At 44.9% G+C, this 24,813-nt stretch carries 19 protein-coding genes; 12 read left to right on the plus strand and 7 right to left on the minus strand.

Features of this window, described 5'->3' with window-relative positions:
* Positions 1-204 precede the first annotated feature (204 nt).
* Complete coding sequence (locus PSI17_RS07385; protein WP_273551360.1) at positions 205-753, plus strand: YcbK family protein; 549 nt, start codon at positions 205-207, stop codon at positions 751-753.
* Between the two features lie 45 nt (positions 754-798).
* On the plus strand, positions 799-1,431 hold the full coding sequence (locus PSI17_RS07390) for an MBL fold metallo-hydrolase (protein ID WP_273551361.1): 633 nt from the start codon (positions 799-801) through the stop codon (positions 1,429-1,431).
* 103 nt (positions 1,432-1,534) lie between these two features.
* Here the strand turns inward: PSI17_RS07390 and PSI17_RS07395 are convergent, their stop codons facing one another.
* The 4 genes from PSI17_RS07395 to pncB form a co-directional block, all read right to left on the minus strand.
* Positions 1,535-2,725 (minus strand): amino acid aminotransferase, encoded by a 1,191-nt coding sequence (locus PSI17_RS07395; RefSeq protein WP_273551362.1) that lies wholly within the window; start codon positions 2,723-2,725, stop codon positions 1,535-1,537.
* Positions 2,726-2,968: 243 nt separating this feature from the next.
* The gene (locus PSI17_RS07400) at positions 2,969-4,072 is read right to left on the minus strand and encodes a porin (protein ID WP_273551363.1); all 1,104 of its coding nucleotides are present in this window, start codon (positions 4,070-4,072) and stop codon (positions 2,969-2,971) included.
* Between the two features lie 308 nt (positions 4,073-4,380).
* Positions 4,381-5,781, minus strand: a complete 1,401-nt coding sequence (asnS, locus tag PSI17_RS07405) for an asparagine--tRNA ligase (RefSeq protein ID WP_273551364.1) — start codon at positions 5,779-5,781, stop codon at positions 4,381-4,383.
* A 253-nt stretch (positions 5,782-6,034) separates the two neighbouring features.
* Positions 6,035-7,249, minus strand: coding sequence for a nicotinate phosphoribosyltransferase (pncB, locus tag PSI17_RS07410; protein WP_273551365.1), 1,215 nt, complete (start codon positions 7,247-7,249; stop codon positions 6,035-6,037).
* A 430-nt stretch (positions 7,250-7,679) separates the two neighbouring features.
* On the opposite strand from pncB, the gene pepN reads away from it, so the two are divergent.
* From pepN to PSI17_RS07425, 3 genes are all read left to right on the plus strand, one after another.
* Positions 7,680-10,298 (plus strand): aminopeptidase N, encoded by a 2,619-nt coding sequence (gene pepN, locus PSI17_RS07415; protein WP_273551366.1) that lies wholly within the window; start codon positions 7,680-7,682, stop codon positions 10,296-10,298.
* A 146-nt stretch (positions 10,299-10,444) separates the two neighbouring features.
* Positions 10,445-11,455: a quinone-dependent dihydroorotate dehydrogenase gene (pyrD, locus tag PSI17_RS07420; RefSeq protein WP_273551367.1), complete on the plus strand. Its 1,011-nt coding sequence runs from the start codon at positions 10,445-10,447 to the stop codon at positions 11,453-11,455.
* Between the two features lie 159 nt (positions 11,456-11,614).
* Complete coding sequence (locus PSI17_RS07425; protein ID WP_273551368.1) at positions 11,615-12,166, plus strand: cell division protein ZapC; 552 nt, start codon at positions 11,615-11,617, stop codon at positions 12,164-12,166.
* 261 nt (positions 12,167-12,427) lie between these two features.
* Here the strand turns inward: PSI17_RS07425 and PSI17_RS07430 are convergent, their stop codons facing one another.
* A complete protein-coding gene (locus tag PSI17_RS07430; protein ID WP_273551369.1) occupies positions 12,428-13,540 on the minus strand; it encodes a YcbX family protein in 1,113 nt (370 codons plus the stop codon).
* Between the two features lie 161 nt (positions 13,541-13,701).
* On the opposite strand from PSI17_RS07430, the gene rlmKL reads away from it, so the two are divergent.
* The 6 genes from rlmKL (at position 13,702) to rmf (ending at position 21,617) form a co-directional block, all read left to right on the plus strand.
* A complete protein-coding gene (gene rlmKL, locus PSI17_RS07435) occupies positions 13,702-15,834 on the plus strand; it encodes a bifunctional 23S rRNA (guanine(2069)-N(7))-methyltransferase RlmK/23S rRNA (guanine(2445)-N(2))-methyltransferase RlmL (protein ID WP_273551396.1) in 2,133 nt (710 codons plus the stop codon).
* A gap of 4 nt (positions 15,835-15,838) precedes the next feature.
* Positions 15,839-17,749 carry an ABC transporter ATP-binding protein gene (locus tag PSI17_RS07440; protein WP_273551370.1) on the plus strand — a complete coding sequence of 637 codons (1,911 nt, stop codon included), beginning with the start codon at positions 15,839-15,841 and terminating at the stop codon, positions 17,747-17,749.
* A gap of 49 nt (positions 17,750-17,798) precedes the next feature.
* Complete coding sequence (gene pqiA / locus PSI17_RS07445) at positions 17,799-19,067, plus strand: membrane integrity-associated transporter subunit PqiA (RefSeq protein WP_273551371.1); 1,269 nt, start codon at positions 17,799-17,801, stop codon at positions 19,065-19,067.
* 1 nt (position 19,068) lies between these two features.
* Entirely contained in the window at positions 19,069-20,718 is a 1,650-nt protein-coding gene (pqiB, locus tag PSI17_RS07450) for an intermembrane transport protein PqiB (RefSeq protein WP_443256013.1), read from the plus strand.
* Positions 20,718-21,344 (plus strand): membrane integrity-associated transporter subunit PqiC, encoded by a 627-nt coding sequence (gene pqiC / locus PSI17_RS07455; RefSeq protein ID WP_273551373.1) that lies wholly within the window; start codon positions 20,718-20,720, stop codon positions 21,342-21,344. The genes pqiB and pqiC overlap by 1 nt, the downstream gene beginning before the upstream one ends.
* A gap of 114 nt (positions 21,345-21,458) precedes the next feature.
* The gene (gene rmf, locus PSI17_RS07460) at positions 21,459-21,617 is read left to right on the plus strand and encodes a ribosome modulation factor (protein WP_273551374.1); all 159 of its coding nucleotides are present in this window, start codon (positions 21,459-21,461) and stop codon (positions 21,615-21,617) included.
* 99 nt (positions 21,618-21,716) lie between these two features.
* Here rmf and fabA read toward each other — a convergent pair whose 3' ends face one another.
* A complete protein-coding gene (gene fabA / locus PSI17_RS07465) occupies positions 21,717-22,235 on the minus strand; it encodes a bifunctional 3-hydroxydecanoyl-ACP dehydratase/trans-2-decenoyl-ACP isomerase (protein ID WP_273551375.1) in 519 nt (172 codons plus the stop codon).
* Between the two features lie 85 nt (positions 22,236-22,320).
* On the minus strand, positions 22,321-24,138 hold the full coding sequence (locus PSI17_RS07470; protein ID WP_273551376.1) for a Lon protease family protein: 1,818 nt from the start codon (positions 24,136-24,138) through the stop codon (positions 22,321-22,323).
* A gap of 207 nt (positions 24,139-24,345) precedes the next feature.
* On the opposite strand from PSI17_RS07470, the gene matP reads away from it, so the two are divergent.
* Complete coding sequence (matP, locus tag PSI17_RS07475) at positions 24,346-24,795, plus strand: macrodomain Ter protein MatP (protein WP_273551377.1); 450 nt, start codon at positions 24,346-24,348, stop codon at positions 24,793-24,795.
* The last annotated feature ends 18 nt before the right edge of the window (positions 24,796-24,813 follow it).

Consider the following 24,813-nt stretch of genomic DNA (forward strand, 5'->3'; position numbering starts at 1 on the left):
ACAGCATCGTTAAAATTTAATCTTTATTTAATGAGATTTGCATTATGTTATCTTGATCACAATAATGGCATGGTGAATTTACAGTAATATACAAAATAATTGAAACTACTTTTTATTTGTGAGTGTCTTATTAGTCAGTGAAGTTGAGTGATTAATGAGTTTAGACAATATTAATATATCAGAGAATAGCAGGGCATATTATCCATGAATATTATTGACCACGATCGCCGAAAGTGGCTCGGCTTAAGTGTGGCTGCATTGGGATTAAGTTTATTACCTCAATCTGCTTTGGCTGCATTGACAACGCCTCGTCCCCGAATTTTACGTTTCGATAATCTGCATACCGGAGAAACGCTCAAGGCCGAATTCTTTGATGGTCACCGCTATAATAAATCAGAATTAATCCGTCTGGATCATTTATTTCGCGATTTTCGTCAAAATGAGATCAAAGCTATTGACCCGAAATTATTTGACCAAATTTATTTATTGCAAATGATGATGGGAATAAATAAGTCTGTTCAATTAATTTCGGGTTATCGTTCCTTGGCAACAAATAATCGATTGCGTCAGGTCAGTAGTGGGGTGGCAAAGCAGAGTTACCATACCCGTGGAAAAGCGATGGATTTCCATATTGAAGGTATTAAGCTCGCCCATATTCGTAAGGCCGCATTAAAAATGCGGGCAGGGGGCGTGGGTTTTTATCCAAAGAGTAATTTTATTCATATTGATACAGGCCCGGTCAGGACGTGGTAACCTTATTACCAGTTATGAGTCTTGATTGTGGAGTGAAACGATATCATGAAATACCACATTATCCCCGTCACGATGGCGATGCAAAATTGTACTTTAATTTGGTGTGAAGATACTCAGGAAGCGGCGATTGTTGATCCCGGCGGTAATGCTGAACAACTTATTGCCGAGATAGAACGCCGTGAACTGAAACTAACCCAAATTTTGCTGACGCATGGTCATTATGATCATGTTGGTGCGACGGTTGATGTTGCGAAGCATTTTGGTGTACCTGTTTACGGGCCACATAAGGAAGATGCTTTTTGGATCGAAGGTCTGGAAATTCAATGCCAGATGTTTGGTGTTGAACCATGCCCCTCTTTTACGCCGGAGCTCTGGCTGGATGAAGGTGATACATTGCAGATTGGCAATATAGAACTGTCTGTTTTGCATTGTCCGGGGCACACCCCAGGGCATATTGTCCTTGCTAATCACGCTGATAAATTAATCTCAATGGGAGATGTGTTGTTTAAGGGCAGTATCGGTCGCACGGATTTTCCCGGCGGGAATTATGATGAACTGATTCAATCTATCAAAGAAAAAGTACTGCCATTAGGTGATGAATATCAATTTATTCCCGGTCACGGGCCAATGTCGACATTGGGACATGAACGGAAAACCAACCCATTCTTGCAGGATTGATTGAACACGTCTTGGTTGTAAAAAATTGCTGTAAAAAATTCGTGTAAGAAGGATAAAAGCCGCTTTGTCAGCGGCTTTTAGGCAGAAAGAGCAACGATCCAGCTTAAAGAACTGCAACGATAGCTTCACACAGAGGAACCATATTCTCCAGTGTCAGGCCCGCGACGTTGATACGGCCAGAACTCACCGCGTAAACACCATATTCTTCACGCAGACGCTCAACTTGTTCTTTAGTCAAGCCGCTGAATGAGAACATGCCATTTTGGGCAATAATAAAGCTAAAATCTTGCTTCGCACCTTTTTCTTGTAAGGTGTTTACAAACAACTGGCGCATACGCTGAATGCGCTCACGCATTGTTGCCAATTCCTGAATCCACTCTGCTTTCAGATCATCATTGGACAGAATAGTCGTCACAACAGAGGCACCGTGTGCCGGTGGGTTGGAATAGTTAGTACGTACAATGGATTTTGCTTGGCTGAATGCTTTTTCTGCGGTATCGCTGTCTGCTGCAACGATGGTGCAGGCACCAACACGCTCATTGTACAAACCAAAGTTTTTGGAATAAGAGCTGGCCACGATCAGCTCATTGTGGTTTCTGGTAAAGATACGCAGACCTTCTGCATCTTCATCCAGCCCCTTGGAAAACCCTTGGTAAGCAAAGTCGAACACGGGCAGCCAGCCATTTTCAGCAGACAGATCTGCCAGTTTCTGCCACTGTTCAGCCGTTGGATCGATACCGGTTGGGTTATGGCAGCAACCATGCAGTAAGACAACATCGCCGGCTTGGGCTTCAGACAGGCTTGCCAACATGCTATCGAAATCCAAGGCATGATTTTCTGCATCATAATAGTTGTATTCGCGGATCTCTAAACCTGCGCTGGCGAAAACACCTTTATGGTTTGGCCAAGTTGGATTGCTGATCCAGACACGTTTTGCGTTGGTCTGTTTGGCAATAAAGTCAGCGGCAATGCGCAATGCGCCAGTTCCACCCGGACTTTGTACAGTACGGGCGCGTTGGTCAGTGACGACAGGGCTGGTTTTGCCGAAGAGCAGTTCCTGAGTGGCACGGCCAAATTCAGGTAATCCACTAATTGCCAGATAATTTTTGGTAGTCTCGTTTTCCAGCAGGAATTTCTCTGCCTTTTTAACGGTGGTCAGGACTGGCGTTTTACCTGTTTCATCTTTGTAAACACCAATACCCAAGTTAATTTTATTTTCACGGGGATCGGCTTTAAAGCTATCCGCTAAACCAAGAATAGGGTCGGCAGGCGCTGCGGTGATTTTTTCAAACATTTTTTTTGATTCCAAGACTTGGAGAGTTAAGCCCAAAGTAAGTGATACGCGTTCAGGGTAACCTTAAGGAATCTATTTGCCAACCACTTGTAGCAAAAAGAATAAAATCTTGTGAAGTCGTTTACGAAGTGAGAAAAAGAGCCTGAAAAAACAGGGAAGTAAAACGCAAAAAACAGCGCCGAAGCGCTGCTTTTTCTGCGATAAATGGGGTTAACTTTTTGTTAAACCGTTTATCAGCAGTAATTAGAACTGATAAGTCAGACCAACACCGAATACGTTGCGAGCGTTTGCATCGCCACCTTTGTGTTTGTCCAGCAGGTTGATTTTGTAATCAACGTAAGTAGACAGGTTTTTGTTAAAGTAGTAGTAAGTACCTACAGAAACGTATTTAACCAGATCTGCGCTAGTAGTGCTTCTTGGTTCACCAACGTTTTTAGCTTTAGACTGAACATAAGCCAGAGATGGTTTCAGGCCTAAGTCAGAGAACAGGTATTGTGCAACAGCTTCAAAGTTCTGGGTTTTATTAGCAACACCGTTGAATGAATCTTTCTCAATTTTTACTGAACCAGAAGTCATGTTACGGGTTTCACCGTACATTGCTGCCAAGTATACGTTGTTGGCATCGTATTTAGCACCCAAGTTCCATGCTTCAGCACGTTTACCGTGAGCATAACCCTTAACCCAATCACCGTTTGCACGAGTAGAGTTAGCGTAAGAAGCACCTAAAGTGATACCGTAACCTACGTCATAAGTAGTAGATAAACCGTAACCGTCACCGTTCGCAGTTGCTCCGCTGCGGCCATTTTTGGTGCGCTCGCTGTTTTGGCCTTGGTATTGCAGGGCAAAAGTCAGACCATCAACCAGACCAAAGAAGTCAGTGTTACGGTAAGTCAACAGACCTGTCGCACGGCCAGTCATGTAGTTATCAGTTTTAGACATGGAGTCGCCACCGAAGATTGGCAGTACGTCAGTCCATGCGTTGACATCATAGTTTACGCCGTAGTTGCGGCCGTAATCCAATGTACCGTAGTTAGCGAATTTCAAACCCGCGAAAGCCAGACGAGTTTTGGTTTCTTGCTTACCTTCTACATCGTTAGCATTCAGGTTGTATTCCCAACGACCGAAACCAGTCAGTTGGTCAGAGATCTGAGTTTCACCTTTGATACCGATACGTGCGTAAGAGTCATCACCATCTTGACCGCTTCTGCTGTCTGCGATTTGGTGACGAACGTCAACTTTACCGTACAGATCCAGTTTGTTGCCGTCTTTGTTAAAAATTTCAGCTGCGTTTGCTGTACCAGCAACCAGCAAAGCTGGGATGACCACTGCAAGAATATTGCGTTTCATTATTATTACCCTCATTGGTGTTATCTCGACACCTGCCACTGCCAGAAATAGAACACTAAAAAATTTTGGAACTATTTATGGGTATTGAGTGTCTTATTAGTCGGCGACCAGTGTTCCATTGGTCATGAATTTTATCTACCTTCAAAATGCTACAAAAGTGCAAAATAAGTAACAAAATGAAAATAGATGTTTCAAAATGTAAATATCAGGGAACTTTTTTTATGTGCTTTTCGCCATAGAATAAAAAAAGCCAACTTTCGTCGGCTTTTTGAGGGATTGATTTTTAGCTTATTTATTGATCTGATTCATTAGAAACTTGCGTTTCTTGGTGTCCGTGGGAAGGGAATAACGTCACGAACGTTGGAGACGCCGGTAACATAAGCGACCAAACGTTCGAAGCCCAAACCGAAACCGGCATGAGGAACGGTGCCGTAACGACGCAGATCACGATACCACCAGTAATCTTCTTTATTCAGCCCCATTTCTTCCATGCGCTGATCCAGCCTATCCAGACGCTCTTCACGCTGAGAACCCCCGATGATTTCACCGATGCCCGGCGCCAGCACATCCATCGCCGCAACGGTTTTGCCATCTTCGTTCATGCGCATATAGAAGGCTTTAATGTCTTTTGGATAGTTTTTCATGATCACCGGCGCGTTGAAATGTTTCTCTGCCAGATAACGTTCATGCTCTGATGCCAAATCCACACCCCAGAAAACCGGGTTTTCAAATTGCTGGCCACAATTTTCCAGAATTTCGATGGCGTCGGTGTAATCCAACTGAACAAAATCGGAATCAACAAATTTTTCCAGTCGCGTAATAACTTCACTATCAACACGTTCTGCAAAGAAAGCCAGATCATCAGCACGCTCTTCCAATGCCGCCTTGAAAACATATTTCAGCATCTCTTCGGAGAGCTTGGCAATATCATTCAGATCGGCAAAAGCCACTTCGGGTTCAACCATCCAAAATTCAGCCAAGTGACGGCTGGTATTGGAGTTTTCTGCCCGGAAAGTTGGCCCGAAGGTGTAAATTTTGCTTAACGCGCAAGCATAAGCTTCACCGTTTAACTGGCCGGATACCGTTAGGAATGCTTCACTGCCGAAAAAGTCTTGGCTGAAATCCACGTCACCTTTGTCTGTGCGTGGCAGGTTTTGCAGATCCAACGTGGAAACGCGGAACATTTCGCCGGCACCTTCTGTATCTGATGCGGTGATCAGGGGGGAAGACACCCAGAAGAAGCCTTTTTCATGGAAGAAACGGTGCAGCGCTTGAGCCAGTGTATGGCGAACACGCGCCACTGCGCCGATCAAGTTGGTGCGCGGGCGAAGATGGGCGACCTCACGCAGGTACTCAATACTGTGGCGTTTGGCCGCCATTGGGTAAGTATCAGGATCATCAACCATACCCACGACAACAACCTGAGCCGCTTGCAATTCAAACGACTGGCCTTTGCCTTGCGATTCCACCACGGTACCCGTGACTTCAACTGAGCAGCCCGTGGTTAAATGTAATACTTCATCCTGATAATTAGGTAAATTATTATTAACGACGGCCTGTAATGGATTAAAGCAGGAACCGTCATAGACGGCGAGGAATGAGATACCAGCTTTAGAATCTCTCCTTGTACGTACCCAACCGCGAACGGTGACTTCGTTGCCAACCGGAACACGACCTTGCAGCACATCGACTACAGGCGCTACGCTCATAAATTTCTCTCTTTTTTTATATAGTGGATTAATAACTTGATAGATTGACTCACTACTCCCTTGATTAGGGAGCAGATCCTCTATCTTACTTGCCATCTCTCAGGAAACAAGAGGAAATTGCGGGTGTTAAGGCGGAAACAGAGGGAAAAGTTGCTTTTTTATTTGCGTAACCAGCACAAGACTGGTTACGCAAGAGAATAATTAGCCAGATTATACCGTTTTTCTATATTGCTTGCGCTGGATATTGCTTGCGCTAGACGGCCTTCTCGATATAGGGAAGGTCAAACGCCCGACGTAATCGATCGACAAACTCATCATCTTCACAAATCGTCTTCCCGGGACTATCGGAAAGTTTTGCTACGGGTTTGCCATTGCATTCGACGAGCTTGATAACAATATTCAGCGGCTTTATGCCCGGAATATTACAGGTCAGCCGGGTGCCAATACCGAAAATAACATTGATTCTCTGATGGAAATGGCGATACAGCGCCAATGCTTTTTGCAAATCCAAACTGTCAGAGAACACCAATGTTTTCGTCATGGGATCGATACCCAGTGATTGGTAGTGCGCGATGGCTTTTTCACCCCACTCAATAGGATCACCTGAATCATGGCGCAGACCTTGGTAAGCCATTGCTAATGGTTTGTCAAAATCCCGCAGGAAAGCATCCATCGTGATGCAGTCAGTCAGGGCGATACCCAGATGATCTGGATATTCAGCCAGCCAGGTTTTCAGCGCTGCCCGCTGACTATTGGCGAGTTCCGGGCTAATCTGTTGATGAGCCTGAAACCATTCATGGGCTTGTGTGCCGAGGGGGGGAAGATCAAGCTGTTTTGCCAGTTGATAATTACTGGTGCCAATCAAATAAGGAAAGTTATTTTTCAGCTCATTGATAATGGCATATTGTACTTCGTGTGAAAAACGACGGCGAGTACCAAAATCCATTAACTTGAAACCGGACAGATCGATATTTTCTTCCGTCACGTCTTTATAAAACAGTTCAATCAGTTTTCTTAGCTGGATAACAGCATCTTCGGGGGTTATTTCAGGTGAGCGGTGACGATGAACCAATTCGCTGATCAGGGCAAGCAGAGGCACTTCCCACAAGATAACTTCGTGCCATAAACCAGTAATACGGACGGCCAATTGCCCTTCATGGGTAACAGAAACTTCGACTTGTTTAGGATTAAAGCGGAATGTTTTGCACCAGTTCAGGTAATCCTCTTTAAAGAACGGGAGGCGAGAAAGATAATCGACTTCGCGTTCTGTCAATGTTAAATCTGCCATCATGTCAACTTGATGACGTAATGCTTCGGCGTATTCTCCAAGCAGCTCATCACCACGACAACGAAATTCTGCAACAACAGGAATGGTGCTGTAATGGTGGTACACTGCTTGCTGCATGTGAAACTTATAAGCATCAGTATCAAGCAGTGATTTGATAATCGGGGTAGCGTCTAAAGTCATGGCGCGTCAGGCATCCTCGCGGAGCGTATTCGTGTCAGCTAAATCGATAAAGTCGGGAGAGTATAGCGTGATTATTGGGTTATTAAAGCCATATAACTATATATATTTTCCCGAATCTAAAGATCAAGGTTAATCCATTTATAGATAATATCATGTTAAATAAGATATGAGATGACAATTTGCACGAAAGTACTAATATGCTGACTACATCATTTATACCTTTATTTCATAAGTTATTAACATCTAAAAAGAGAAGCTTATTGATTGAAAGAAGGGTTTCTCTGTGGCAGCGTTAGCGATTTGAATGTTTCTATGGAAACGCAATATGCTAGGCGCCTTGTAGATAAGGTTATGCAGGTGTTATCAACTAAATCTGTCAAAACACATCCCGTTAAAGCACGCCGGTTAAAAATAATGGAAAAGGTTCCCTATGACACAACAGCGACTCGTTAAACACCGTCTGGATTACAAAGCACCAGATTATACAATAACTCACATTGATCTCGATTTTGAGCTGGGTGCTGAGAAAACAACGGTGACCGCAATCAGTCAGGTAAAACGTCAGGTTAATGGCATTACCCCGCTGGTTTTGGATGGAGAAAATCTCACGTTAAAAAGTCTCTATATAGATGATAAAGCGTGGGAGCATTATCAAGAACAGGATGGAAAGTTACAGATTGGGCAACTTCCAGCCCAGTTCACCCTGAAAATTGTGAATGAAATTAATCCGGCAGCCAATACCGCACTTGAAGGGCTGTATGTGTCTGGCGATGCCTTGTGTACCCAATGTGAGGCAGAAGGATTCCGTCACATCACTTATTATTTGGATCGTCCAGATGTTCTGGCCTGTTTTACGACTCGCATTACTGCGGATAAATCCAAATACCCATTCCTGCTTTCCAATGGTAACCGTATTGGGCAAGGCGAGCTGGAAGATGGGCGCCATTGGGTGAAATGGCAAGACCCATTCCCCAAACCGGCGTACTTGTTTGCCTTGGTGGCGGGGGATTTTGATGTCCTGCGTGACACGTTCGTGACCCGCAGTGGCCGTGAGGTCGCGCTGGAACTGTTTGTTGATCGAGGCAATCTGGATCGTGCTGGCTGGGCCATGACATCGTTGAAAAATTCGATGAAATGGGATGAAACCCGCTTTGGTCTGGAGTATGACCTTGATATCTATATGATCGTCGCGGTTGATTTCTTCAATATGGGGGCGATGGAGAACAAGGGACTGAATGTCTTCAATTCCAAATATGTTCTGGCAAAAACAGAAACCGCGACGGACAAAGACTATCTCGCCATTGAAGCGGTGATCGGGCATGAATATTTCCATAACTGGACAGGAAACCGCATTACCTGCCGTGACTGGTTCCAGTTAAGCCTGAAAGAGGGGCTGACCGTATTCCGTGATCAGGAATTCAGTTCTGATTTAGGTTCCCGTTCGGTTAACCGTATTAATAATGTGCGGATTATGCGTGCTTCACAGTTTGCTGAAGACGCCAGCCCGATGGCTCATCCAATCCGTCCCGATCAGGTGATGGAGATGAATAACTTCTATACGTTGACCGTCTATGAAAAAGGCGCGGAAGTAATTCGGATGATCCATACCTTATTGGGTGAAGAACAATTTCAGGCGGGTATGCAGCTTTATATCCACCGTCATGATGGCAGTGCTGCAACCTGTGACGATTTTGTTCAGGCGATGGAAGACGCTTCAAACGTCGATTTGACCCTCTTCCGTCGCTGGTATAGCCAATCCGGCACACCGGTGCTGGCTGTCCGTGATGAATACGATGCAGAAAAACAACAATATATTCTGCATGTCAGCCAGATGACACCACCAACGACAGATCAGAAAGAGAAACAGCCCCTGCACATTCCTCTGGACGTTGAACTGTATGATAAGCAAGGAAAAGTCATCCCGTTGCGCCGTCATGGCCAGCCCGTGCATCATGTCCTGAATGTTATTAATGCCGAACAAGCATTTGTATTTGATGATGTTCCATCACAGCCTGTGCCTTCTTTACTGCGTGAATTTTCTGCACCAGTGAAACTGGATTATCCCTACAGTGATGAACAGCTTTCATTCTTGATGAAACATGCGCGTAATGAGTTCTCCCGTTGGGATGCGGCGCAGGCATTGCTGACCAACTATGTGCAATTAAATGTTGCCCACAACCAAAAATGCCTGCCACTGGAATTGCCAATACATGTCATTGATGCTTTCCGTGCGGTATTGCTGGATAAAGATATCGATCCGGCATTGGCAGCATTGATTCTGACGCTTCCGTCTGAAAATGAAATGGCAGAACTGTTTACGGTCGTCGATCCTAACGCTATTCATGATGTCACCCATGCAATGACAAAAGCACTGGCCAATGAAATGGCTGATGAATTTGCGGCGGTTTATCACAGCCTCCAGACAGGCGCATACCGTGTAGAGCATAAAGATATTGCGAAACGTGATTTGCGTAATACCTGCCTCTATTATTTAGCCTTTATTGATGACAAAGCGCTGGCTGATAAATTAGTGGCGGCACAATATTATCAGGCTGATAACATGACTGACAGTATCGCGGCCTTGTCTGCGGCGGTGTTTGCTGAATTGCCTTGCAGTTATCAATTAATGGATGAATTTGATCAGCGCTGGCATCAGGACGGTCTGGTCATGGATAAATGGTTCAGGCTGCAAGCGACTAATCCAGCCTTCGATGCGCTTGATAAAGTACGTGGCTTGATGCAGCACCGCTCTTTCAGCCTGAGCAATCCAAACCGCGTTTATTCACTACTGAGAACCTTCTTTGGCAATAATGCAGTGGCTTTCCATGCGGAAGCGGGGAGTGGTTACCAATTCCTGGTGGAAGTCCTCACCGATCTGAATAGCCGCAACCCTCAAGTCGCCTCACATTTGATTGATCCATTGCTTCGTCTGAAACGTTACGATGAGAAACGTCAGGCTTTGATGCGTGCGGCACTGGAGCAGTTGAAAGGATTAGAGAACTTGTCGGGTGATCTGTTCGAAAAGATTACCAAGGCGCTTGAAAGTTAATCTGTCATCTATCCTCCGGTGCTGGCCGGAGGATATCAGACCGCTGGCCATCAAGAGTGCTTTTTTGTTTACGCATATAATGGTAAATTAGCGCTCTCTTCCTGTGACGACAACGCAGCAATGATAAAAGCAATAGGTCAATTTAAATGTATTATTCTCTAGTACGGAAGGCATTGTTCCAGCTTGATCCTGAACAGGCACATGAGCTGACTTTCCGCCAGCTTAAACGTGTCGCCGGTACGCCTTTCGAATTTCTTATCCGCCAGTCAGTTGCTACGAAACCCGTTACTTGCATGGGGTTGTCTTTCAACAATCCACTTGGTTTAGCCGCGGGTCTTGATAAAAACGGTGATTGTATTGATGCGTTCGGGGCGATGGGCTTTGGGTTTGTTGAAATTGGTACAGTGACTCCGCGCCCACAAGCCGGAAATGATAAGCCAAGATTATTTCGTGTGGTTGAAGCGGAAGGGATTATCAACCGGATGGGGTTTAATAACCTTGGGGTGGATAATCTCGTTGAGAATGTTAAACGCGCAAAATACGATGGGATTATCGGGATCAATATTGGTAAAAATAAAGATACGCCGGTCGAAAATGGCAAAGAGGATTATTTAATTTGCATGGATAAAATTTATCCTCATGCAGGTTATATTGCTATTAATATTTCTTCTCCTAATACGCCGGGTTTGAGGACATTACAGTATGGTGATGCACTGGATGATCTCTTATCTGCGATTAAAAATAAGCAAAGTGAACTTGAGCAAAAATTCCAGAAGTATGTTCCGGTTGCTGTTAAAATCTCTCCCGATCTGTCAGAAGAAGAATTAATAAAAATTGCTGATAGTTTAATGCGTCATCATATTGATGGGGTCATCGCAACAAATACCACATTGGATAGAAAGATTGTGGAAGGTTTGCATCACTGCCAGCAGGCAGGAGGATTGAGTGGACGCCCTGTGCAATTGCGTAGCACAGAGATCATCCGTCGCCTTGCTCAAGAATTAAAAGGTGAAATACCGATTATTGGTGTCGGTGGAATTGATTCACTTGTTGCAGCCAGAGAAAAAATGGAAGCAGGCGCTTCATTAATTCAGATATATTCTGGTTTTATCTATAAAGGGCCAAAACTCATCAAAGATATTATTAATCATATCTGAATATTTGCTGCAATTTGGGGGCAGGGGTTTATTTCTGTCCTCAACTCGTCTATATTTTATCTTATAGATAAAATTTTATCATTTATTTTTAACTTCCCATTTTGGTGTTAATGTTTATTTTTAACCAAAAAAGCTATTTTGAGCATAAAAGGGTAATCAATGAAAATTAGACCTGATGATCAGTGGCGCTGGTATTTCGACCCTGAGCATAGCCGCGTCATGCTCGATCTCGCTAATGGCATGGTTTTTCGTTCTTGTTTCCCAAGCAAAATGCTGACTAACGACGCTATTACCATGAAAGAAATGGCATTTTCTGTCGATGATGCTGCATTTTTTTACACCTTTGAAGAACATTCACGTTGTGTCAATATCGCTCCCGCACTGAGAGCTGAATTAGCTTTAAATGGGGTGGTTGCGTTACGTTTCATGAAACCACAAATGCCGAAGAGCTGGTATTTTTCCCATTTTTCTTTAGTAGAAAAACCAGAACACGGTGGCATTGTTCAGCTTCAATTACAGGCTAGTGGTACTGAAGCGCTGTTTATGGTTGTAGAGGTGGGGGACAATGCCAGTTTATGTCTACTGGCACAGCAAAAATTAGCACTGAATGATCGTGTAATGAATTTTTGTGATCCCATTAAAGTGATGAATGACCGCATGATGCCTTATATCGAGCCAACTCAGCCATCGGTATACGATAGGGCAATATAAATATTAGGCGTTGTGTTCATCATTTTATTAACCTTATTACGGCGGTTAATATTATTAATTGTACTTGATTACACTCCCCCAGATATATTTATCACATCAATCAACGCAATGGCTTGCTGCCATAATGATATCGCCTGATTAAAAATTCAATTAAAATTAATAAGATAGATATAAAAATAAAGTGGGTATAAAAATCAGGCAGAGGGATGCTTTACACCGCCTGATTTAATCGAAAACACTATCGCCTTATATTATTAATGATTACCCTAATTCAATGACTAAATTATTTTTAGGTATACAACTACATACCAGAATTTTTCCATCATTCTTGATGGACGTTGATTTTAATGGCAATACATCCCCTTTAATCAGAGACACCTTACAAGAGCCACAAATTCCGGCACGACATGAATAGGGAACCCGAATACCTTGATCTTCGAGTTGCTCTAAAATAGTTTGCTGATTATTGCCGATAAAACGCTGTCCATTGAATTCAATAGAAATAGCCTGTTGAGCAACTTCCTTGATCGCCAAATCGGTCGCCTGCTCACCGCCGCCATATTCGCGTGGCGGTCTTTTTTCTAAAATGGTAATCGGATCGCCAACACGGATAATGCCACTATTTCGGGCAATGGCATTCTGCCCAAAATCAACCGCCCCATTTTCTGTGGCCGTCCTGAAAGACTGTAGTGTAGCCAGTGGCTCCCCTTGCGGATTTTTACGCCCTTTTTCCGGACTGACGGTTGTCAAAATACAGCGACTGCAAGGTTTTGGCAGATCGAAAACAATATCGCCGATTTGGATAACCTGCCAGCTATCCTCTGCAAAAGGGGCAGCACCGGTGACAATGATATTGGCCCGAAACTGTTCTATTTTAATGCTGGCAGGGCAACGTTGTTGCAGGGCATGGAAAGAGGCTTCATTGATTATTAAATAGGGAAAGCCATCAGCAAATGATAAAGAAACATCGGGGAATTTTTTGACCCGCCGTGTCAGTTCTTCACTGAGCCAGCGGAGTTGTACCGGTGTATTAAAAAAACCACTGAGCCAACGATTCACCCTCTCAGGGGCGACTAAAGCGGTAAAATGATTTCCCCAGACTTCGGTGGGGAAACGCGCCTCTTGGAAATCATCATAAAGTACCGTTGCGCTTTCCCCGTTTGGTGCCTGCAAGTACAGACCGTTATGGAGCATCGCTGGCGTAAATAGCAGCATTTGTGGATATTGGCGGGCAGTCACAAAAGTACCGTCTGTTGTCGTTATCATAAAATTGCGGTCAAACATCAGGCCACTTTCATTGACGAGGGAATGAGAGAGTTGTAATCCACGCATGGATTTGACGGGATAGGTATAAAGGCGCGACAGAGTTAACATCCATTATCTCCAAAATATTTTCATCTTTGCCGACATGTTTTTATCTTTACCAACATGTTTTCATCATTGATCGTGTCAGCAACTTTAGGAGATGTCGAAGGTATTGGCTATAATGTGCAACAATTTTTTTTAGTGGTGAATTTTTTGTAATGATGAATAAGATGAACTCTCTGTTTGCCAGCACGGCTCGTGGGCTGGAAGAACTGTTAAAGAACGAACTGGAAATGCTGGGGGCGCAATCCTGCCAGATTGCCCAGGGTGGGGTTCATTTTCAGGGCGATGATCGGGTAATGTATCAGAGCCTGCTGTGGAGCAGGCTCGCATCCCGCATCATGATGCCGCTTAACGAATTTAACGTTTATAGTGACTTGGATCTGTATCTTGGTGTCCAATCCATTGACTGGAGTGAGATTTTCTCAGTGGAGAGTACGTTCTCTGTGCATTTCAGTGGCACCAATGAGGAGATCAGAAATACACAATATGGCGCATTGAAAGTCAAGGATGCCATTGTCGATAGCTTTATGCGCAAAATAAAACAACGTCCTGATGTTGCCAAACAACAACCGGATGTTCGTGTCCATGTTTTCCTGCATAAAGAGAAGGCAATCGTGTCACTCGATTTGAGTGGAGATAGCCTGCATATCCGTGGCTACCGTGATTTGGCGGGGCAAGCCCCCCTGAAAGAGAATCTGGCGGCCGCGATTATCTTGCGTTCTGGTTGGAGCGTAGGAACGCCAATGGTTGATCCTATGTGTGGCTCAGGGACATTGCTGATAGAAGCCGCCATGATGGCAGCAGATTGTGCACCCGGCCTGCACCGCAAGCATTGGGGATTTACTTCGTGGTTGAAATTCGATGAAACCCTCTGGCGTGAAGTGACGACAGAAGCACAGGTGCGTTTCCGTAAGGGGTTACCGGAAACAACTTCCCGCTTTTTTGGCACGGATATTGATCGCCGTGTCATGGATATGGCACGTTCAAATGCACGCAGGGCAGGGGTAGCCCAATTGATCCAGTTCCAGCAGGGAGATGCCAGCAAACTGGAAAATCCCCTGCCGGAAGCAGAGGGAACCGTATTGAGCAACCCGCCTTATGGTGAGCGTCTTGAAAGTGAACCGGCTCTGATTGCACTGCATAGCGTATTTGGTCGCGTGATGAAAGCCCGTTTCCCCGGTTGGCGCTTGTCATTGTTCAGTGCTTCACCTGAGTTGTTGAGTTGCTTGCAATTACGCGCAGAACGTGAATTTAAGGCTAAAAATGGCCCGTTGGATTGTATCCAGAAAAATTATGCTATCCAGAAGCGTGAGCAGGGAGCGGATAAACCTCAGTCATTGGATACCGGTATTGCTGAGGATTATGCTAACCGTCTGCGCAAGAATGAAAAAAAACTCAGCAAGTGGGCCAAGCAGCAAGGCATTGACTGCTATCGTTTATATGATGCGGACTTACCTGAATATAACGTGGCTGTTGATCGCTATGCCGATAAAATCGTTGTGCAAGAATATGCACCGCCGAAATCAGTGGATGCCAATAAAGCTCGCCAACGTCTGTTTGATGTGATCAGTGCAACAATGAATGTGCTTGGCTTATCATCCAGCCAACTGATTTTGAAAACCCGCCAACGTCAAAAAGGCACAAGCCAGTATGAAAAAGTGGCCGAGAAGAAAGAATTCTTTTTGGTCAACGAATATGATGCGAAATTCTGGGTCAACCTGACCGATTATTTGGATACGGGATTATTCCTTGATCATCGTATTGCCCGCAAAACCTTGGGTGAAATGAGCCGAGGCAAAGATTTTCTTAACTTGTTTGCTTATACCGGTTCAGCGACCGTTCACGCAGGATTAGGCGGTGCGCGTTCGACAACCACGGTAGATATGTCTCGCACTTATCTTGAATGGGCAGAGAAAAACTTACAGGTGAATGGCTTAACCGGACGCCAGCACCGTTTGATTCAGGCTGATTGCTTGGGATGGTTAGCTGAGTCGCGTGAACAATTTGATCTCATCTTTATTGATCCCCCCACATTCTCTAACTCCAAGCGCATGGAAAACACGTTTGATGTTCAGCGTGATCACATCACATTATTGAAACAACTAAAATGCTTGTTACGTTCTGGTGGAACGCTAATGTTCTCCAATAATAAGCGGGGTTTTAAAATGGATTTTGCTGAGTTGAATCAGTTAGGGCTGGTTGCCAATGAAATAACAGAAAAGACGCTGTCTCAGGATTTTGCCCGTAACCGTCAGATCCATAACTGTTGGCTGCTGCGTCACGCGGGTGAGGAAAAATAACACTATGTCATTAATTAATTTATCTGGTGCTTGGTTATCATTCAGTGATGCACCCTTGTTGGATAATGCAGAACTGCACATCGAAGAAAACGAAAGGGTGTGTCTGGTCGGGCGAAATGGTGCGGGCAAATCCACATTGTTGCGCGTGTTGGCAAAAGAGCAACCATTGGATGATGGTCAGGTTATTTATGAACAAGATCTGATTGTTGCGCGTTTACAGCAAGATCCTCCGCGTGACATAGAAGGCACGGTATTTGATTTTGTTGCCGAAGGGGTAAAAGAGCAGGCTGAATACCTTAAAGCGTACCATCATGCTTTACATTTGATCGAAACCGATCCGAGTGAGAAAAACCTCAACCGCTTGGCCGAGTTGCAGGAAGTGCTGGATATCCGTGGCCTCTGGTCACTGGATAAGCGGATTAGCGATGTGTTGAAACAGCTCTCCCTGCCGGCAGAAGCGGAACTCTCTTCATTGTCCGGCGGGTGGTTACGTAAGGCCGCATTGGGCAGGGCGCTGGTTTGCTCGCCAAAAGTACTGTTTCTCGATGAACCGACCAACCACCTTGATATTGATACCATCGAATGGCTGGAAAATTTCCTGAAAGACTTCAATGGCAGTCTGGTGTTTATTTCCCATGACCGCTCATTCATTCGTAATATGGCGACGCGCATTGTCGATCTGGATCGCGGAAAGATGACCTCGTGGCCGGGAAATTACGATAAGTATTTAGATGGAAAAGAAGAGGCGCTGCGGGTTGAAGAGTTGCAGAATGCTGAATTTGACAAAAAACTGGCGCAGGAAGAAGTTTGGATCCGTCAGGGCATTAAAGCACGCCGTACCCGAAATGAAGGCCGGGTAAGGGCATTGAAAGCACTACGTGTAGAACACTCTGAACGTCGCAATGTGATGGGAACGGCGAAAATGCAGGTCGAGGAAGCGACACGTTCCGGTAAGATTGTCTTTGAAATGGAAAATGTCAATTACCGGATTGGTGATAAGACATTAGTCAACAATTTCTCGGCCCAAGTTCAACGCGGTGACAAAATTGCATTGGTGGGGCCAAATGGCTGCGGTAAAACGACATTATTGAAGTTAATGCTGGGTGATTTGCCGGCAGACAGTGGGCGCATTCACTGTGGCACAAAACTTGAGGTGGCTTACTTTGATCAGCATCGTGCCGCACTGGATCCGGATAGAACCGTCATGGATAACCTCGCTGAAGGTAAACAGGAAGTGATGGTCAACGGGCGTCCCCGTCATGTACTGGGTTATTTACAAGATTTCCTTTTCCATCCCAAACGTGCAATGACCCCGGTGCGGGCACTGTCTGGTGGTGAGCGCAATCGCCTGTTGCTGGCGCGTCTGTTTTTGAAACCAAGCAACTTGCTTATTCTTGACGAACCGACCAATGACCTTGATGTTGAAACATTAGAATTACTTGAAGAATTAGTTGATGGTTATACCGGCACTGTGATTCTGGTGAGCCATGATCGTCAATTTGTTGATAATTCAGTTACTGAATGCTGGATTTTTGAAGGTAACGGTGAAATCAACCATTATGTCGGGGGATATTACGATGCCCAACAGCAACGGATGCAAACTGTTTCCCTGCGTCAACCCCCGGGGAAAAAGGCTGATGTTGAAAATAAGGCGGTAAAACCGAAAGAATCGCCTAAACAGACAAACAATAAGATAAGTTACCATTTACGGCGTGAATTAGAACAACTACCCTTATTATTAGAGAAATTAGAAACAGAGATCAATCAATTGCAATCTCAGGTCAGTGACCCGGAATTCTTTAACCAATCACATGAAATTACGCAAAATACTCTGAATGAATTGGCAAATAAAGAACAAGAATTGGAAACTGCTTTTGATCGTTGGCAGGAATTGGAAATGATGAAAAATGGATGATAGCTGCCGCGTAAAAGAAACGTGTGAGTTTTGCTAAAGGAGAAACACTTTGTGTTCCAACAATCACCAGCATGACAAGCTGGTTCTTTGTCCCCAATGCGACATGTTGGTGGCTGTGCCTGATTTGGAACAAGGGAAAAAAGCGGTTTGTCCACGGTGTAACGCGTTGCTGACAGCAAAGTGGAAAGAACCGCGTAATCAACCAACAGGCTATGCGTTAAGCGCACTCATCATGCTCTTTCTCGCTTGCCTGTTTCCTTTTGTTAGCATGAGTGTTGCGGGGATGGTGAGTGAAATAACATTAACTCAGATCCCCAAGGTGATGTTCAGTGAAAACTATTCCAGCATGGCGGTGTTTTTCCTGATCTTCGTCCAGCTCGTGCCGGCATTTTGTATGGTTGCCGTCATCCTCTTATGCCAGAACGTTAAAATGGCGCGCCGCTTGAAAATAGAGCTGGCGCGTATTTTGTTTCAGATGAAAACGTGGTGCATGGCAGAAATCTTCCTCGCGGGTGTGCTGGTGAGCTTTGTTAAATTGATGGCACATGGCGAAATCAGCGTCGGCCTGAGTTTCTTCCCTTACTGCCTGTTTTGCCTGTTTCAGGTCAGGGCGTTTCAGTGTCTCGACCGACATTGGTTTTGGAATGAAATAGCGCCGGCACCTAAAGTTTGTCATACCTTGCAGGCGGGGAAACCCGGCCTGATGCAAGGTGTCAGGCTCTGCCAGTGCTGTACCGCAATCTTGCCTGCCCAACAATCGCGCTGCCTTCGTTGCCACACAAAGGGACATGCCCGCCGTCGTAATAGCCTTCAATACACAATGGCACTGCTGGTAACATCAGCCGTACTTTATATTCCGGCGAATATTTTGCCTATCATGGTCACTCAGGCGCTGGGACAACAAATTAATTCCACCATTTTTGAAGGGGTGATTTTACTTTGGAGCTCAGGCTCTTATCCAGTTGCAATGGTTATTTTTATTGCCAGTATCATGGTGCCGGTCTTGAAAATGCTGGCGATTAGCTGGTTATGCTGGGATGCAAAAAGCCAGACGAGCCATGATTCCGAAAAAATGAATTTTATTTATGAAATGGTGGAGTTTGTTGGGCGTTGGTCGATGATTGATGTATTCGTTATTGCCGTTCTGTCCGCATTGGTTCGCATGGGGCAACTGATGAGTATCTATCCTGCTCTGGGCGCCGTACTGTTTGCACTGGTGGTTGTTTTGACGATGTTTGCATCAATCATGTTCGATCCGCGTTTAACTTGGGACAAAGCCAATCGAAAATTTGAGCGACATAAGAATGAGGAGTCGTAAGGTGACGGATAAAGAAGAAGATCTGACTCAGGCCAGAATTCGTAAACTTAAGAGCTGGTCACCTGTATGGATCGTACCCATTATCACTGTGCTTATCGGGGCTTGGATACTGTTTTATCATTTCAGTCATCAGGGACCGGAAGTCACATTGGTCACTTCCAATGCTGAAGGTATTGAAGCCGGTAAAACTAAGATTAAAAGCCGCAGCGTTGACGTTGGCGTCGTTGAAAGCGTGTCTTTGAGCGAAAATTTGGGGCAGGTTATCATTAAAGCCCGCCTCAATGACGGCATGAATCGCTTGTTACACAAAGATTCGGCTTTCTGGGTGGTGAAACCTCAGATTGGCCGTGAAGGTGTTTCTGGCCTGAGTACATTACTGTCCGGGGTTTTTATCGAATTACAGCCCGGTACAGAAGATGAAGAAGAAAACAGCTTTTCATTGCTGGATGCCCCACCACTTGCTTCCCCTGATGTAAAAGGAATTCGCCTTATTCTGACCAGCGAGAAAGCAGGGCGGTTAACCCCCGGCGATCCGGTGTTATTTCGGGGATATCGCGTAGGTTCCGTTGAAGCCGGCACGTTTGATCCAGTCTCCCGATTGGTTCGCTATCAAATTTTCGTTAAAGCACCTTATGACGCCCTGTTGACCACCAATGTCAGATTCTGGGAAGACAGTGGTGTCACATTTGATATGTCATCACAAGGGATACGGGTTGAAGTGGCTTCATTATCAACTTTGTTTGGTGCGGGGGTGAGTTTTGATATACCGAAAGGTTGGGAACGGGGTAATCCGGTTAAAGAAAAGGAAGTCTTCAAACTCTATGAGAGTGAGAAAAATATCCAAAACACACTTTATACAGAACATACAGAAATTTTATTATTTTTCTCTGATTCTGTGCGTGGCTTGCAGCCGGGAGCACCTGTCGAATTCCGGGGTATTCGGGTAGGAACGGTAGCAAAAGTGCCCTTTTATATTGAAGGTATTAAACAGCGTATCGACAGTGACTTCCGTATTCCTGTCTTGATTCATATCGAGCCTGGCCGGTTTGTCAAAGAGTTGGGTAATGGACTCAACACAGACAAAGAATTAAAAGAAACGATAGCGCGGGGTTTAAGGGCCACGTTGAAGTCCGGCAACTTATTGACAGGTGCGTTGTTTATTGATCTGGACTTTTTCCCTCATGAGAAAGCTTGGGAAGGTTCGTATGACATTGCAGGTTATAAAACCCTGCCTACGGTCAGTGGTGGTTTGGCGCAAATTCAACAAAAAGTCATCACGGCGCTGGATAAGATCAATGGCATGCCGATTGAGCCAGTCTTTGTTCAGGCCACGCGTGCACTGGAAGAGAGCCGGAAAACCATCAAAACAGCGCAGAAAACCATGGATGAATTAAACCGTATTCTTGCGAGTAAAGAAGCACAGGAGCTGCCTAAAGATATACAAAGTACATTACAGGCGTTGAATCGCAGTATGCAGGGGATTCAGCCAGGCTCACCGGCTTATAGTAAGTTGATGGATAATATGCAACGGTTGGATCAGGTATTACGTGAATTGCAGCCTGTTTTGCAGACACTCAATAACAAGAGTAATGCCTTGGTATTTGAAGCAGAAGCCGTAAACGATCCTGAACCTAAAAAGGCGCCTAACTGATGAAAAAATTGATTGCAAAACTGGCATTTTTTATCTCCTTCAGTGTGTTTATTGTGGGGAGTGGGCTTACTTCGGGATGCAGCAGCAGCCAGCCACAAAAAACCTATTATCAGTTACCGGTCTTGACTCACTTATCACCGGAAGAGCAGAGTCCGGTATCACAGGAAGGTAAACCGGGGGCTAAACATGAACGGCAGCTATGGATAAAACGGGTTAACCTTTCTGACTATCTTGCCGCTCCCGGCATTGGGTATCAGACGGGGAAGGTGAGTTATATCAACGCATCGAACCATTTATGGGCCAGCCCATTGCAGCAACAGTTACAACAAATCTTGATCTCTGAGCTGAGCGCCGCATTGCCACATCGTTTGGTTTCTGGGCAGGAATTGGAACCAGGCGCAGATACGTTGGATATCACACTAACGGCTTTTCACGGGCGCTATGATGGTCAGGTATTGATTGAAGGCTATTGGCTATTGTCTCACTCAGGCAGGGTGATTAAGCGGCCATTTAGCCTTAAGTTGAAACAGGAAAAAGATGGCTACGCTGAATTAGTCCTTACTTTGGCAAAGGGCTATAGCCAGTTAACCAAATCCATCGCCGGGCAACTCTCTTTGCAACATTAACAAGCGATGAATATCTCTGCTTGATATTCATTTCACATAGGGGTATGACTAGCGCTAATCGGGCAGAAAACGAACATTGTTTTATCTTCATGGTCACAAGTGAGGAAATGAGGCATGAAAAGACAGAAAAGAGACCGTTTAGCAAGGGCACTTTCCAGAGGCTATCAAGCAGGAGTTTCGGGGCGACCACGGGAGCATTGCCCTTATTATTCATTGGATGCTCGTTCGTATTGGTTAGGGGGATGGCGTCAGGCACAAGAAGATCGTGTTTGAATTAACGACATGAGTTAAAAGCACCTCCGCAGTCGCGGAGGTGTTCAGCATTGGCGATAGAAACGTTGATAAACTTATTGGGGTGCCAATGTGAGTGGATTAAAAAGCACTGGTATCTTTAAACAAGCCTACTTTCAAATCAGTCGCAGTATAAATCAGTTTGCCATCGACCAGAACTTCACCATCAGCCAGGCCCATAATTAATTTGCGATTAATGACACGCTTGAAACTAATGCGATAGGTCACTTTTTTGGCTGTTGGTAATACTTGCCCAGTGAATTTGACTTCCCCTACGCCGAGTGCGCGGCCTTTACCTTCTCCACCGACCCAGCCCAGAAAGAAACCAACAAGCTGCCACATTGCATCAAGGCCAAGGCAGCCGGGCATGACTGGATCATTGACAAAATGACAATCGAAAAACCACAACTCAGGATTGATATCGAGTTCAGCCTCGACATACCCCTTATTGTAAGTACCACCGGTTTCTGTCATTTTCGTGATGCGATCCATCATCAGCATATTGCCAGAAGGCAGCGGTGGCCCATTTTCACCAAACAATTTACCTTGCCCGGAGGCTTGAAGTTCTTCTTTCGTGTAGGACTCTTGTTTTTTAAACATACTCTCAGGTTGCCTCATAATCGTGTAAGGCTAGAGAATAGCGTACACTTGTACGCTCAACAACTCCGATCAGATAACGATGGAGTTAACCTAGCCAGTGTAAAAACCATGGAAGTCGAGGTCGTTCTTGAATATTAGCCTGTGTAATGCGCTCACGTATAATGGCTAACAAGTGTTCTTTTTGTGGATCATTTTGCGGTTCATGATCTTGAGGTTCATGATTTTGTGGGTCATGGTCTTGTGGATCATAGTCTTGTGAATCATGTCCTTGTGAACCATAGTAGAGCATGCCTGTTAACAGTGGTGTAGCCTCAGAGACATGCCCAACCGCCCAAATATGAAATTGCTCATTTTTTACTGCATTAACAACATCCTGACTCAGGCACAAATGTTGAATATTGGCGGTTGGAATAATGACACCTTGATGACCGGTTAGCTCCCGGTAGTGACATAAGCGGAAAAAACCCTCAATTTTTTCATTAACGCCGCCGATAGGTTGTACATAACCGAATTGATCCACCGCCCCAGTCACGGCAATTTGCTGATCGATAGGCTGCTGTGACAAGGCGCTGATAAGGGCACATAATTCGGCGAGTGACGCGCTGTCCCCATCTACTTCACCATAAGATTGTTCAAATACGATAGAAGCAGAGAACGGTTGTGGTTGATCTAATTTCAATTCAGAAATTAAATAAGCCTGCATGATCAGCATGCCTTTTGCATGAATATTGCCGCCCAACTCAACCTTGCGTTCCACATCAATAAATTCTCCATCCCCCAGATGTGCAACACAACTGATACGGGAGGGTTCTCCCAGTGGGGTAGGGTGCCCAGGATATTCGAGTACGGATAACCCATTGATTTGGCCGATAACTGAGCCTTGCGTATGAATCAATATCTGGCCTTTCAGAATTTCATCCATGCTGCGTTCAGCCAAATAGCCATGACGCCAAGTACGATTATCTTCCGCTTGTTGCAGAGAGTGTTGGGTAATCTGTTGTTCCTGATGATAATTGGCTGCGGCTTCCAGTTTTTGCTGCAACCATTGAATATCCAGCGGCAAGCGGCATTGATCTTCGGTATAACGAACGGCGAGTCTAATTAGCTCAGGCCAGGCATCAGCACTGAGTGAAGGCAGGTTTTGCTGCTGGATGAGACCATTAACGTATCGGCACCATACGGCCAAATCATCTTCTTCATGAAAAGGCATATCCAGCTCAAATTCGCCATACAATGCACTGCTTGCCAGTTCAGGCTCAATGGCCTGTAGCTCTTCAAGGCTGAACCGATCCCCGACCAAAACGAGACGCAGATCCAATTCCATTGAAGGTATCGGTAATGGGAGAGAGCGGTTCTCATCGTGAGACAACCAATCAAAACGGCGTTGAATTATCATCTGCTTGAGACGAACCCACATCAATGGCTGGGAGAGCAGGGTACGCAGGGGCAAAATCAAGACACCCCCATTCACCTGATGGATAAGCCCGGGTTGCAGTTGAATGACTTCTTGATAGGTATAGAGATTGCCGAATAATTGCTCAGGTTCAATCCATTCACAGTAAACAACGCGTTTGATTGGCGCAAAAAGGCCTTCGCCTGAAGGGTGCCAGGTAATGGTTTGATGCTCGGTCTGATAATAACCGCCAATATCTGGGCAGTCCTTTGGCAACAAAGAGGAAATAGTATCGGATAAAAGAGACAGGTAAACATCACTCTCTTCTGCCTTTAACAGCATAAACGGTTGACGCAGGGCGGTCTGGCAAAAAAGGGATAACCCACTGTGCAGCCTGGGCTGAACTCTATCCATTGTGATAGGGGATAATTCAGCGACAGAATTAAAGAGTGCCTGATAAGGCGCATTGTTTGGCTGTAATGCCTGCCAGTCTAGTTTTATATTCGTCAAAGTGATAGCTACGTCATAGTGTTAAAAAGGAAACATTTATTATACAAGATTAAGCAGTGAACCAACATGCCAGAATTTTGCAAGAAACGACATTTGAGCCAGTACTTTTATTGCTTGTAAAATATGCCAATATCTGAGTTGCTATTAGGTAATTTTAAGGAATAATTGCTATGCTTAATTTAAGTTACGCTGTCACTGAGAGATAAAATGAAATATCAACAATTGGAAAATCTGGAATGTGGCTGGAAATGGGCTTATTTAGCAAAAAAACACCGTGAAGGTGAGCCGATTACTCAATACATTGAAAAAAATGCTGCGCAAAATGCAGTCAATGAATTAATGAATTTAGAAAGCGAGCCAGTCAAAGTACTAACATGGATTTCCCAGCATATGAATCCGGATTTATCCAACCGAATGAAGCAAACGATTCGGGCACGGCGTAAGCGTCATTTTAATGCTGAACACCAACACTCGCGTAAGAAATCTATCGATTTGGATTTTCATGTTTGGCAGCGGCTTTCAGCGCTCTCCCGACGTCGCGGTAATACCCTGTCAGAAATGATCGTCCAGCTCTTGGAAGATGCTGAATATCGGGAAAAGTATACGCATCAAATGTCGAGTCTGAAACAGGATTTGGAAGCTATATTAGGGAAATGAGCCGCCTAAAAAATAGAA

It is taken from the genome of Xenorhabdus sp. IM139775 (assembly GCF_028598745.1).
Classification (GTDB): domain Bacteria; phylum Pseudomonadota; class Gammaproteobacteria; order Enterobacterales; family Enterobacteriaceae; genus Xenorhabdus.

Excerpts from the sequence above, each read along its gene's own strand:
- PSI17_RS07385 (WP_273551360.1), top strand. The coding sequence starts at position 205 with ATGAATATTATTGACCACGATCGCCGAAAGTGGCTCGGCTTAAGTGTG.
- PSI17_RS07390 (WP_273551361.1), top strand. The coding sequence starts at position 799 with ATGAAATACCACATTATCCCCGTCACGATGGCGATGCAAAATTGTACT.
- PSI17_RS07395 (WP_273551362.1), bottom strand. The coding sequence starts at position 2,725 with ATGTTTGAAAAAATCACCGCAGCGCCTGCCGACCCTATTCTTGGTTTA.
- PSI17_RS07400 (WP_273551363.1), bottom strand. The coding sequence starts at position 4,072 with ATGAAACGCAATATTCTTGCAGTGGTCATCCCAGCTTTGCTGGTTGCT.
- asnS (WP_273551364.1), bottom strand. The coding sequence starts at position 5,781 with ATGAGCGTAGCGCCTGTAGTCGATGTGCTGCAAGGTCGTGTTCCGGTT.
- pncB (WP_273551365.1), bottom strand. The coding sequence starts at position 7,249 with ATGACTTTAGACGCTACCCCGATTATCAAATCACTGCTTGATACTGAT.
- pepN (WP_273551366.1), top strand. The coding sequence starts at position 7,680 with ATGACACAACAGCGACTCGTTAAACACCGTCTGGATTACAAAGCACCA.
- pyrD (WP_273551367.1), top strand. The coding sequence starts at position 10,445 with ATGTATTATTCTCTAGTACGGAAGGCATTGTTCCAGCTTGATCCTGAA.
- PSI17_RS07425 (WP_273551368.1), top strand. The coding sequence starts at position 11,615 with ATGAAAATTAGACCTGATGATCAGTGGCGCTGGTATTTCGACCCTGAG.
- PSI17_RS07430 (WP_273551369.1), bottom strand. The coding sequence starts at position 13,540 with ATGTTAACTCTGTCGCGCCTTTATACCTATCCCGTCAAATCCATGCGT.
- rlmKL (WP_273551396.1), top strand. The coding sequence starts at position 13,702 with ATGAACTCTCTGTTTGCCAGCACGGCTCGTGGGCTGGAAGAACTGTTA.
- PSI17_RS07440 (WP_273551370.1), top strand. The coding sequence starts at position 15,839 with ATGTCATTAATTAATTTATCTGGTGCTTGGTTATCATTCAGTGATGCA.
- pqiC (WP_273551373.1), top strand. The coding sequence starts at position 20,718 with ATGAAAAAATTGATTGCAAAACTGGCATTTTTTATCTCCTTCAGTGTG.
- rmf (WP_273551374.1), top strand. The coding sequence starts at position 21,459 with ATGAAAAGACAGAAAAGAGACCGTTTAGCAAGGGCACTTTCCAGAGGC.
- fabA (WP_273551375.1), bottom strand. The coding sequence starts at position 22,235 with ATGTTTAAAAAACAAGAGTCCTACACGAAAGAAGAACTTCAAGCCTCC.
- matP (WP_273551377.1), top strand. The coding sequence starts at position 24,346 with ATGAAATATCAACAATTGGAAAATCTGGAATGTGGCTGGAAATGGGCT.